The following is a 12,236-nucleotide window of genomic DNA, read 5'->3' as shown; positions in this document are numbered from 1 at the left end:
AATGGCGGTATATGAATTAAATATCGATGGTTTAGTCGGCCCTAATCATAACTATGCAGGTCTTGCTGCCGGAAATATTGCATCAATTAGTAATGCCTTAAGTGTTGCTAATCCGCAAGCAGCAGCACTTCAAGGTTTAAAAAAAATGCGCATGTTACATAAGATGGGCCTTAAGCAGGCTCTATTACCACCGCATGAACGGCCTAATTTTGCTTTACTAACTCATTTAGGCTTTGCAGGCACGCCACAACAAAAAATCGATAATGCCTTTAAAGCTGCTCCTGAATTACTAGGGGCTTGTTATTCTGCCTCAAGTATGTGGTCTGCTAATGCTGCCACAGTTTCGGCTAGCCTTGATAGTGAAGATAAACGCGTTCATTTTACAGCAGCAAACTTAATTAGTAATTTACATAGGCACCAAGAAGCGAGCTTTTCTAGGAAACTTTTACAACGCATATTTAATGATGACCGTTTCTTTTATCATCATGATATTTTACCTAGAAGTACAATTACCTCTGATGAGGGCGCTGCTAATCATAATCGGTTATGTAAAACATATAATCATGCAGGTATTAACATCTTTGTCTATGCTAAAAAAGCAATGCAGGCAGCAGATATAGTTAATCAGCCCAGGCGTTACCCAGCGAGACAAACATTAGAAGCCTGTGAAGCAATCGCTCGTGCACACCTACTTGATCCTAATCGTTTAATATTTGCGCGCCAAAATCCAGATGCAGTTGATCAAGGTGTCTTTCATAATGATGTTATCGCTGTCGCTAATGAAAATGTTTTTTTAATTCATGAACAGGCCTTCTTAGATCAAAAAGAAATACTTAATGAATTAAAATTAAAAGCCGACTTTCCGCTGCATATTATTGAAGTTAAAAAAGATAAAGTAAGTATTAATGAAGCTGTCTCTACCTATTTATTTAACTCGCAACTCATTTCCCTCCCCGATGGCACTATGGCTCTTATTGCGCCATCAGAATGTGAAATGAATTTATCTGTTCGAAATTTTATTGATGAATTAATTGTAGATACCAATAATCCCATTAATCATGTTTATTATTTGGATTTAAAACAAAGTATGCGCAATGGCGGTGGGCCTGCTTGCTTGCGTTTACGCATTCCATTAAACGATAGTGAATTACAAGCAATGCATCAAGGCGTGCTCTTAAGTGAGGAATTATTCACTCTATTAGAAAGTTGGATTTATCGGCATTATCGCACTGAATTACAAGCAAAGGATTTAAGGGATTTTAATTTAGTAAATGAAATCTATAGTGCTTTAGATGAATTAACACAATTACTTAATCTAGGATCAATCTACCCATTTCAGCAAGAGATGTCTACATAATGTTATGGAAAACTTTAGCAGGACGCTGCATTTATCGCTCAGATCACATTCGTGTCTATGATAACTATTTTTTTCGATGGCTTAAATTTAATAGCAGTGCATTTCAAAGTTTGCTAAATAAATTTATGCCTTATAAGCCTGCTTTAAATTATGTTAAAGCATTAACCTTTGTTGCTCGTCAACATCCAGGAAATTGTTGCATGTTTGGCTTAGGTGGTGCGGGCGTTGCCCATGCTTTGTCACCTTCATTACAAGCCTACGCCCTAACAGCAGTAGAAATGAATTCTGAAGTTATTGAAATTGCCAAGCGCTATTTTATGGTCAATAAGCTGCCTAATTTAACAATTGTTCAAGAAGAAGCTAGCCACTTTGCTAAACATTACCAACAAACTTTTAATCATCTCCTTATCGACATTGCTGATGCTAATGATTTTCCGACTTCGTGTAAAAATAAAGATTTTTTTCTAAACTGTCAGCGTATTCTTTCCACTCAAGGCGTATTGGTAATTAATGTAGCTAATGCTTACGAATATCAATTTATTTTTACTATGTTAAAACAGCAATTTGGTAACAACATTATTACGTTACCCGTTAAAAACTGCGTTAATATTATTTTTATTGCTACGGCCTCAGATAATTTTAATTGGTTACTTGAAACATTTAAGTCTAATAAGGAAATTAAAAAAATTTTCTGGGATACTAAATGGGGGTATATGATTGATTTTAATTATAATATAATTCCTTTTTTATAATTTAAAGGACTTATGTCTACAGCAATCATTTGGTTTAGGCAAGATCTACGTTGCCAAGACAATCCTGCTCTCACAGCAGCTTGTCATGAGCATGATATTGTTATTCCGCTTTATATTGCCGAAAATAATTTAAAACATTTAGGCAGCGCGCAAAAATGGTGGCTACATCATTCATTATTAGCACTTAAAAAAAATCTACAAAGCCATGGTCTTGATTTATTCTTAGTAAGTGGCGCAGTCTTATCTAAGTTACAAGAGCTTATTACAACTTATCAAGTTGATACTGTCTATTGGAACCGGCGCTATCAACCTGATGAAATTGAGCAAGATAAAAAAATAGAAGTAGCTTTAAATAAAAATAAAGTTAGTGTTAAAAGTTTTAAAGGAAATGTCTTTTTAGAGCCTTGGGAAATACAAAATCAAAAAGGCAATTATTTTAAAGTTTTTCCACCTTTTTGGCGGCATTGTTTTCCTAAAATAAACCAATTTGATTCGTTATCTATTATAAAAAAGTGGCCGCACTGCCCTAAGGTCCATACAGAAGATTTGAATAATTGGGAACTTATTCCTACAAAACCTAATTGGGCCGATAAATTTAACACTGTTTGGCAGCCTGGTGAAAATAGTGCTTTACAAAAATTATCCTTTTTTATTGAAAATAATTTAAGCAATTATCGAATTAATAGAGACTATCCTGCAAAAAACGCTAACTCAAGTCTTTCACCGCATCTTCATTTTGGTGAAATTAGCCTTAGACAAATTTGGCAGGCCGTAAACAGCGTTATAGAAAATAAATCTTATCACGCCAGTTCTATTGAACAGTTTTTAACTGAGCTAGGGTGGCGAGATTTTTGTTATCACCAACTCTATCATTTACCACAAATTTCGATTCAAAACCTTAAACCGCAATTTAATCATCTTAGTTGGCGTGTCTCAAATAAGGATTTCACGCAATGGTGCCAAGGAAGAACGGGTTTTCCTATGGTTGATGCTGGAATGCGCCAACTATGGCAGACTGGTTTTATGCATAATAGGCTGCGCATGATAACGGCTTCATTTTTAGTAAAGAATCTTCTTATTGACTGGCGTTTAGGCGCCAAATGGTTTTTAGATACCTTAGTTGATGCCGACCTTGCAATTAATTCTTTTAATTGGCAATGGATTGCTGGCAGTGGCTTTGAAGCGTGCCCACCCTTTCGAATTTTTAATCCTATTACGCAAGGAGAAAAATTTGATCCAAACGGTGATTATGTCAAAAATTGGATTCCTGAGTTAGCCTGTATACCCAAAAAGAAAATACACAAACCTTGGCAAGAACATGACTCACTTTTCGAACTTGGCAAAGATTATCCGCTTCCTATGGTTGATTTACAAATTTCTAGACAGCATGCACTGACCCAATATCGAGATTTAAAAAATGTTATATAGAACTGAAAAGTTTATTTGTAATTAAATATATTTAAAAGATGGAAAGATTTTACCTCCTAAACTCGGGCATTCTATGAAAAAAGACTAGTTCTGATTAATTTATTGATTTTTAAAAATAAATAGACCTCTTGTATAACCCGTTTATTTTACGCGATTGCTGTAATGTAATGAACCATCCCACCTACTGAGTTGGCAAACATGTGTTACCAGCTTAGTATAAAAATTGGAAAATTTTAAACTAAGTGGGAGGTTCAAGCATGAATATTAGCGTATTAGGGGTAGATATAGCCAAGAATATTTTTCAACTACATGGTGTTGATAGTTCAGGCAAGCGGATATTAAAACAAAGGATAGCACGAGAAAAAATTATCTGCTTATATAGCTAATTTACCACTGTGTAGTATTGTTATGGAATCTTGCGGCGGCGCTAATTATTGAGCTCGTTTATTTCAGCGTTATGGCCATGGTGTCAAATTAATTAGCCCACAATTTGTAAAGCCTTTTGTGAAAACGAATAAGAATGATGCTTTTGATGCCCAAGCGATAGTTGAGGCAGCCAGTCGTCCCTCCATGCACTTTGTGCCGATTAAACAAATCGAGCAACAAGATATTCAATCATTACATCGAGTACGCAGTCGCTTAGTTAAGACTAGGACTGCATTAATCCATGAGATTCGGAGATTAAATTTAGAATATGGCCTAGCAATACCGCAAGGTGCGTTACAAAGTTAAAAGCCACTTACGCGCAATTATTGATGATACAAAAAATGAGTTAACAGCCTCGTCAGGCGCGTTGATGCAAGAGCTCTATGATGAGTTGGTTGAGCTAGAAGAAAGGCTCAAAAAAAATAGACAACAAAGTAAAACTGATTTGCAAAGAAAACGACTCGTGTAGACGTCTTGTGTCTATACCCGGTATTGGTGAATTAACAGCAACGGCCCTTGTTGCCGCAGTCCCGAATGCCAATGAGTTTAAAAATGGGCGCCACTTGCCTGCTTGGTTAGGATTAGTGCCGCGACAGTTATCAAGCAGCAATAAGCAGATATTATTAGGCATTAGTAAGCGCGGAGATAGGTACTTACTTTATTAATTCATGGTGCAAGATCAGCACTGAGCCGCTGCAAGAATAGCGACAGTCAATATGGCGAATGGTTAACTCGCAAGAAAGAGACGCTTAGTCTTAATAAAGCGGCTGTAGCTTTAGCTAATAAAAATGCACGAATTATTTGGTCGCTATTAAAAACAGGTCATGAATTTAATAGCAATCAACAAAAGGCAGCTGCTTAATACTCAATAGTTAGCAGCTAAAATTAATATAATGATAAATATCACCAGTTTGCTTTAGTTAATTTTGATGATGGTTGATAGGTTAGACCAACTCTTTGAAAACCTGGTTTGCAACACGGTATTTCGATGCCACGGCTGTAATGAGGACAGAGAGTGCGGATTTTACATCAGAGCGCAAGCTCTGCTTCGACGCTGAATATATGATTGCAACTTAAATAACCTATGACTTCTTTCTAAATTAGCTTGCAATAAGGAATGGTTCATATATGTTGCAAGGTTTTCTCCGGTGCTCATTTACTCCATGTAAACTCCGCTCCTCTAAACCCTTGCGCCTTGCACTCACCCAAAATAAACAGGTTATGCAAAAGGTCTAATTTTAAATACCCTCGATCAAATTAGATATATTTTAGAACTAATGCTATTATTTTTACCATATAGCACAGAATTTGCTACAGGTAAATAGTATGCATTTTTTTAAAGATAATGAGGGTCAGGCAAGCACTCCTTCATCAGAAAATTCACCTTCATTATTAGACTCAATACCTAATAAAGTTTTATGGAAAATTTTTTCTTATTCTAACCCAGCCGACATAACAACCTTAGCCCAAAGTAGTGGTCGTTTGTATAACTCAGTTAAAAATGCTAATTATTTTTGGCAAGATATGTGTCATCGTCATTTCCCTAATACACCTGAAAAAATAGCAGATAAGACTTGGTATGATACTTTTATGGAGCGTTATAAAACAGATTATCCCCAACCTGTAGTCAGACGCTTAGTTTTTTTAATCAAAACTCAAGATGACGTGAATTTAAAAAAATTTATAGAGAAGAATCAGGACAGCATTGTACATCTACTTGATATAGAAGGAAACGTAACAAAAAAAACACCTTTAGAACATGCTCAAGCAAATGGTAATCAAAAAATACTAGACCAATTTTTTCAAGCTATAGAGCTAAATTATAAAAAAAATGTTAAGGAGGTAGCAAATAGTAAACTAATTAGTCTTGCCATCCTTGCTGGTTTGCCTTTAAAAACTGGCCCGCTAAGTTTTCCAATCCACTTTGGTGTTCATAATTGTCTGATTGTTTATATGAATCAACCCCCTTCTGCTTTACAAGATTTAGATATTAATACATCTAATCTTGCTATAGCCGAACACCATATGATTAGTGCTGATGCCGACACTCTAAAACAGAGTGCTCGTCTTTGTATTGAAATAAATATGATTGTCGCCGCTACTGTGGCTGTTATTAAACAGGTTATGAATAATCAAAAAGCCATTGTAGATGCCATTAATTTTATTAATTTGATATATTTTCATGGTCTTAACGCTTTAAATTTTAATGAGCTTTATCCACTCATCGATAAATTTCGCAAAGAATTAGAAAATAAAATGGATCAGGATTCTCAAAGCGAAGCGCTTGCTAATTTAATTTCTGCCGCTGAAGAAGCTGCTTATACGTCAAGAGCAGATGAACAAGGGAGAACCATTTTTTATTGGGCTATCGCCTGTCGCCAGACGCCCCAAGCACTTGTTGGTTTATTGCAGATGGGTAGTTCATTAAGCGAGCGATACATGAGTTTAGGTTATCGTCCTCTTCATATTGCAGCTAGTCTTGGATACGACGAAATTGTTCAATTATTTACAAATATCTCAGGTCCTTTCATACGTAATACCGGTGACTCAATTTTTGTTGATTATCATAAGGCAAAAAATTTATCTGATTATTTAGTTCATCGCGCTAAGGGTTATCTGGACGATAGCATTAAACCCGAGCAAATAGATGAAGATGAAGATGAAGATGAAGATGAAATAACTCAATCAGAATTTTTGAGGTTAACGCCTATACATCGGGCTGCACTCTGTGGTCAAAAAGAAACTGTTGTTAGGTTTATTCAACGTGACCCTATTTGTGCCACATTCATAACCAGCAATAAAGAACAGGTCATTGATGTAGCTATTAGGAGCGGTCAAACAGAGGTGGTCGAAGCATTACTAAAACTTAGTCCGATATTTTTGTTTAGACACGACTTCGAGATTAATCTCCTAAAAGATGCTACGAAATTTCACCAACCAAATTTAGTGACTTTACTTGTAAAACATTATCTTCAGAGACGTGCTCAATTAGCTAACAATGTATCAACTAGTAACCTTAATAACGCAATGCTCGAAGAAGTACTAGCAAATAACGGTTATGATGGTACATTTACATCTACCGATATAGAGAGCGCTTTTATAAATTACTTAATATATATTAACGACGAAAACGAATTATCCTGTATTGAACCATTTATAAGCACAATCTATAAGCATGATGATGAGTATTTAAATACTCTATTTGTTGAATATAAATTTTTGAAACCAGAGATTAAAAAGGTAGTTCAAAAAATATGCGCTGACCTCTTTTTAGATAATATGTTTTTATATGTAAAAAATGGGGATGTTGAAAGATTAAGCCGAAAGTTAGTATCGTTAAATATGCTTTCTCTAAAAAATAAAGATGGTTACACTCTTATTCAAATAGCTTGTCAAGAAAAAAACCCATTAGTTTTAAACTATTTTTATCAACTGGCTGTGACATTTTATTCTGAAAATAATACTATTAATACCAAAAAGCAAAGTAATGACTCTATAACAATTTTATTCTGGGCTATTGTGTGTCACCAAGATGAACACGTAATTCAGCAGTTATTAGATAACGGAAGTAAACTAGATGAAAGATATTTTACTGATAGTCATCAACCTCTACATATCGCTGTTACATATGGAAATACTAAAATTATACCGTTTTTAATCAATGCTGGAGCATCCCCTAAAGCGCCGGATCGTTCTGGTCACTTACCTATTCATTTAGCCATAGTAATTGGTAATTTAAAAGCGGTTAAACTATTTGTTGAGAGTGATAAGACTTTATTAGAAGAATTAGATACTAGTAATCGCACTCTCCTTCATCTCGCTGCACTATATGGTCATACTAAAATGATGAAATTTTTAATTGAACAAGGTTGTGATATTAGAGCTACTGATCTTTTTGGTTCGCAACCAATTCACATGGCTATCAAGGAAGGTTATCCTAAGGCAGTTAAACTTCTTCTTGAAACATCTGATGACCTACTTACGGAGAAAAATGGAGAAAATAAAACACCACAAGAATTAGCTGAAATGCATGGCAATACTGAATTAAGTAACCTGATTTCAGAATATGAAAACCAAAGACACAGAGATAAAAGGCAAGTAAGGCCAACGTAAATTCAAGATAATATCTGTCTTTTCAACGCTAACCTAAATAGCTTAGAGTCAGTTAATAACAATGCCCTTCGCTGCAATAAAATTTACTATTAATTGCACAATTTTTTAAATGCCTCGGACAAGTCGAGGCACATAGTCAAAAACTTATTATCAACACACTCTATTAAATATTAAATTTCCATCAAATCTTTTTCTTTTTCACTTAATGCAGTGTCAACTTCAGCGATGTATTTATCGGTTATTTTTTGGATAACTTCGGCTGCTTTACGTTCGTCATCTTCAGAAATAGCTTTGTCCTTCACTAATTCTTTAAGTTGATTGTTAGCATCGCGGCGAATATTACGAATTGCAACGCGCCCTTGCTCACCTTCCGCACGCACAATACGAGTCATCTCTTTACGACGCTCTTCAGTTAAAGGCGGCATAGGTACTCGAATAGCGCTTCCTGCCGTCGCGGGATTTAGACCTAAATCAGCATTTAGTATTGCCTTTTCAATAGCAGCAACCATTGATTTTTCCCAAGGCGTTACTAAAAGTGTTCGCGAGTCACTTGCTGTAACATTCGCAACCTGATTTAACGGCGTAGGATTACCATAATAATCAACTTGAACATGATCTAATAAACTTGCATTAGCACGACCTGTTCTAATTTTTGTTAAATCATGTCTTAAAGTTTCAACGCTTTTCTTCATTCGCTTTTCAGCATCCTGCTTAATTTCATTAATCATGATTTGCTCCAACTATAGTACCTACATGCTCACCAAGCACTATTTTTCGTAGTGCTTGAGCCGCATTCATATCAAAGACTTGTAAAGGCATATTATGCTCTTCACACAAACAAATGGCAGTAGAATCCATAACTTTTAAACTATCACTAAGAATTTGCTTATAAGTTAAAAACTCATAGCGTTTAGCTGCTGGATTTTTAATAGGATCATCAGAATAAATGCCGTCAACCTTCGTTGCTTTTAGCACCACATCTGCACCTACTTCAATAGCGCGGAGGCACGCTGCCGTATCGGTCGTAAAGAAAGGATTTCCAGTGCCAGCTGCAAAAATAACGACATGTTTATTTCTTAAATGCGTTATTGCTTTACGACGATGATACGAATCGACAACGCCAAGCATTGGAATAGCTGACATAATACGAGCTGGGAGATCAATCCTCTCCATTGCATCACGCATGGCTAGAGCATTCATAACCGTTGCAAGCATTCCCATATGGTCGCCGGTAACACGGCCTAGCCCTGCTTCGGATAATGCTTTACCACGAAATAAATTACCGCCGCCAACAACTAAAGCAACTTCTACATTTAAAGCGATTAACTCAGCTACTTCATTGGCAATTCGGTCTAAAACTAACGGATCGATACCAAACTGCGAATTGCCCATAAGGGCCTCGCCGCTATATTTCAATAAAATACGCTTATATTTTAAAGGTTGATTTTCACTCATTAATCACGAACCTGTGCCATAACTTCTTCAACAAAATTATCTTCTTTTTTAGCAATTCCTTCACCGACTTCATAGCGAATAAAGGAAACAACTTCAGCATTCTTTTCCTTTAATAACTGACCGACTTTAATATCTGGATTTTTAACAAAGGGTTGACCTAACAAACTAACTTCGTCAACAAATTTATTAATACGTCCTTCAATCATCTTATCAATAATTTCTTGTGGCTTACCACTTTCACGTGCTTGCGCTGTAAAAATCTCGCGCTCATTTTCAATGACTTCAGCAGAAACTTGATCACGGCTAACTACCATCGGCCGACTAGCAGCAATATGCATAGCTATATCTTTAGCCAGTGTTTCATCACCATTTCTTACCGCAACTAAAACACCGATACGAGTACCATGTAAATACGAGCCAACTACGCCATCTTCGCATTGTATTTTTTCTAAGCGACGAATTTTGATATTTTCACCGATTTTAGCAACAAGCTGTTGTCTTTCTTGCTCAACAGTATTATCTGTATTTGCTAAAGTAGCATTAGACAAATCATTAACATCTTTAATTGCATCATTATTTAATGCAGTAGCAGGTACTCTTTCAGCAAACTTAATGAAATTTTCTTCACGAGCGACGAAATCAGTTTCTGTATTAATTTCAATAATAACAGCCACCTTGTTATCAGAAGAAAGCGCCGTAACAATTACACCTTCTGCTGCGATTCTATCTGCTTTCTTATCTGCCTTTGCTTGGCCTGCTTTACGCATTTCAGAAATAGCTTGTTCAATATCACCATTAGTCATAACTAAGAACTTTTTGCACTCCATCATTGGTGCGCCTGTTCTTTCCCTTAATTTCATTACTTCTGATGCACTAATTGACATTTAATCCTCCACATAACAAAAAGGGAATACGCCTTAACGACGTATTTCCCTTCATTCGATATCTCACGTTTAATTGTGAATTAACTTATTTGCCTCACTTAAACTAATTAGATTTAATCTAAAAAATTAAGTACGGACCTCAACTATTCAATTTATTCTTCACTTGCCTTTTCATCAGCTTCTTTTTCGTTGACTTCAACGAATTCAGCATTTGCATCAGCTCCGCCCGTAGTATTACCATTTTTAGCATCTAGGATTGCGTCAGCAATACAGCGTACATAAATGTCAACCGCTCGCATAGAATCATCATTTCCAGGAATAACGTAATCAATGTTATCAGGGTTATTATTCGTATCAACAATACCAATAACAGGAATTTTTAAGCGACGTGCTTCTTCTACAGCAATATGCTCAAAGCCAACGTCAATAACGAATAAGGCATCAGGCAAGCCATTCATATTTTCAATACCGCCTAAACCTCGCTCTAATTTTTCAAGCTCACGAGTTAGCATCAGTGCTTCTTTTTTAATCATTCCAGCAAAAGCACCTTTTTCTTGCATTTCTTTTAATTCTTTTAATCTAAAAATAGACTGGCGAACTGTTTTAAAGTTAGTCAACATCCCACCTAACCAGCGATGATCAATGTAAGGCATGCCACAACGGGTTGCATGGTTACGAATGCTTTCTTGCGCAGCTCTTTTAGTTCCAACAAATAAAATTTTAGCTTTATTTGCTGCTAAACGACCAACATAGTTAGTTACATCATTTAACATAGGTAGGGTTTTTTCTAAATTAATAATGTGAATTTTATTTCTTGAGCCAAAAATATATGGCGCCATTTTAGGGTTCCAAAAACGCGTTCTATGTCCAAAATGAGCACCTGCTTCAAGCAGTTCACGCATACTTACATTCATTCTATTCTCCAGGGTTAGGCCTCCACGCTTCCCATAAGAAACCCATATTTAGTTTATAGGACCCTATCTTATGTGCCGAAACGTGTGTGTCGTTAAAAAGCGCGCTATTTATATCATATTTAAGCTTTGCCAGCAACTTTGGCATCAAATTTGGTCTGTTAATTTTATTTATTTGTGCAGAATTAAAAAACCAGGTATATAATTAATTGCAATTAAAAACAATTAATTAAGGAGAGATTATGTTTACGAAGAAATTATTACCTATTATTGCCTTTGCTGCTTTTACAGCACAACCAATGTTTGCAGCAGATTCCTCTACTACATCAACGACCGGGACAACCACTGGTACCTCGGCAACAGATACTTCAACTACTCCTACTTCAACTACTACAACACCAACATCAACTTCTACAACTACTGACACATCAACTACTTCTAGCTATAGCTCAGCAAACGATGATGACAATAATGACGCAAAAGCCTGTAATTGTCACAAAAAGAGCATGATGGAAATGGCTCAAGCCTTACAATTAACTGATGCGCAAAAAGATCAAATCAAAGCAATTAGAGAAAAAGCAAAAGCAAGCCTTCAATCTAGCAAGGATCAATTACGATCTATTCGTAGCCAAATCCATGATTTAATTACCGCAAGCACACTGGATAATTCTAAATTAGATTCTTTAATCAGCCAAAAAACAGCTATTCTTGGTAAAATGATAAGAACTAAAGTAGAAGCCAAACACCAAATGTATATGGTTCTTAACGCTCAACAGCAACAAAAATTTCAACAAATGATGAAAGAAGAGCGACAATCACATTCCTGTCATTAATTTCTTTATTTAAATTTCATGCCATACTAAATCAGTGTGGCATGTTAATTTAAATTAGAGGTCTATTCTGAAATAAT

The 12,236-nt window shown here is 35.8% G+C and carries 13 protein-coding genes; 9 read left to right on the top strand and 4 right to left on the bottom strand.

Going from position 1 to position 12,236, the window contains the following annotated elements:
* Position 1: 1 nt before the first annotated feature.
* The 8 genes from astB (at position 2) to E1P04_RS03200 (ending at position 8,076) form a co-directional block, all read left to right on the top strand.
* Complete coding sequence (gene astB / locus E1P04_RS03220; RefSeq protein WP_131781478.1) at positions 2–1,357, top strand: N-succinylarginine dihydrolase; 1,356 nt, start codon at positions 2–4, stop codon at positions 1,355–1,357.
* Complete coding sequence (locus E1P04_RS03215; RefSeq protein ID WP_131781477.1) at positions 1,357–2,109, top strand: spermine/spermidine synthase domain-containing protein; 753 nt, start codon at positions 1,357–1,359, stop codon at positions 2,107–2,109. The genes astB and E1P04_RS03215 overlap by 1 nt, the downstream gene beginning before the upstream one ends.
* A 12-nt stretch (positions 2,110–2,121) precedes the next feature.
* Positions 2,122–3,537 carry a cryptochrome/photolyase family protein gene (locus E1P04_RS03210; protein WP_131781476.1) on the top strand — a complete coding sequence of 472 codons (1,416 nt, stop codon included), beginning with the start codon at positions 2,122–2,124 and terminating at the stop codon, positions 3,535–3,537.
* A 257-nt stretch (positions 3,538–3,794) separates the two neighbouring features.
* A complete protein-coding gene (locus E1P04_RS18210) occupies positions 3,795–3,923 on the top strand; it encodes a hypothetical protein (RefSeq protein ID WP_282433092.1) in 129 nt (42 codons plus the stop codon).
* 91 nt (positions 3,924–4,014) lie between these two features.
* Entirely contained in the window at positions 4,015–4,269 is a 255-nt protein-coding gene (locus E1P04_RS17840) for an IS110 family transposase (RefSeq protein ID WP_282433093.1), read from the top strand.
* Complete coding sequence (locus E1P04_RS17835) at positions 4,253–4,432, top strand: hypothetical protein (RefSeq protein ID WP_207385975.1); 180 nt, start codon at positions 4,253–4,255, stop codon at positions 4,430–4,432. The genes E1P04_RS17840 and E1P04_RS17835 overlap by 17 nt, the downstream gene beginning before the upstream one ends.
* Before the next feature lie 7 nt (positions 4,433–4,439).
* Positions 4,440–4,628 carry a transposase gene (locus E1P04_RS18345; RefSeq protein ID WP_207385974.1) on the top strand — a complete coding sequence of 63 codons (189 nt, stop codon included), beginning with the start codon at positions 4,440–4,442 and terminating at the stop codon, positions 4,626–4,628.
* A 661-nt stretch (positions 4,629–5,289) separates the two neighbouring features.
* On the top strand, positions 5,290–8,076 hold the full coding sequence (locus E1P04_RS03200) for an ankyrin repeat domain-containing protein (protein WP_131781475.1): 2,787 nt from the start codon (positions 5,290–5,292) through the stop codon (positions 8,074–8,076).
* 170 nt (positions 8,077–8,246) lie between these two features.
* On the opposite strand, the gene frr is transcribed toward E1P04_RS03200, so the two are convergent.
* From frr to rpsB, 4 genes are all read right to left on the bottom strand, one after another.
* On the bottom strand, positions 8,247–8,804 hold the full coding sequence (gene frr / locus E1P04_RS03195) for a ribosome recycling factor (RefSeq protein ID WP_131781474.1): 558 nt from the start codon (positions 8,802–8,804) through the stop codon (positions 8,247–8,249).
* Positions 8,797–9,531, bottom strand: coding sequence for a UMP kinase (gene pyrH / locus E1P04_RS03190; RefSeq protein WP_131781473.1), 735 nt, complete (start codon positions 9,529–9,531; stop codon positions 8,797–8,799). Before pyrH ends, frr begins: the two co-directional genes overlap by 8 nt.
* Positions 9,531–10,415, bottom strand: coding sequence for a translation elongation factor Ts (gene tsf / locus E1P04_RS03185; protein WP_131781472.1), 885 nt, complete (start codon positions 10,413–10,415; stop codon positions 9,531–9,533). Before tsf ends, pyrH begins: the two co-directional genes overlap by 1 nt.
* A 152-nt stretch (positions 10,416–10,567) precedes the next feature.
* A complete protein-coding gene (gene rpsB / locus E1P04_RS03180; protein ID WP_131781471.1) occupies positions 10,568–11,329 on the bottom strand; it encodes a 30S ribosomal protein S2 in 762 nt (253 codons plus the stop codon).
* A 239-nt stretch (positions 11,330–11,568) separates the two neighbouring features.
* Between rpsB and E1P04_RS03175 the strand changes: the two genes are divergently transcribed.
* The gene (locus E1P04_RS03175; RefSeq protein WP_131781470.1) at positions 11,569–12,159 is read left to right on the top strand and encodes a Spy/CpxP family protein refolding chaperone; all 591 of its coding nucleotides are present in this window, start codon (positions 11,569–11,571) and stop codon (positions 12,157–12,159) included.
* The last annotated feature ends 77 nt before the right edge of the window (positions 12,160–12,236 follow it).

This window comes from Legionella gresilensis, from assembly GCF_900639865.1.
Classification (GTDB): Bacteria; Pseudomonadota; Gammaproteobacteria; order Legionellales; family Legionellaceae; genus Legionella_C; species Legionella_C gresilensis.
The sequence above is the reverse complement of the archived record's forward strand: the minus strand, read 5'-3'. Positions and strand labels throughout refer to the sequence as shown.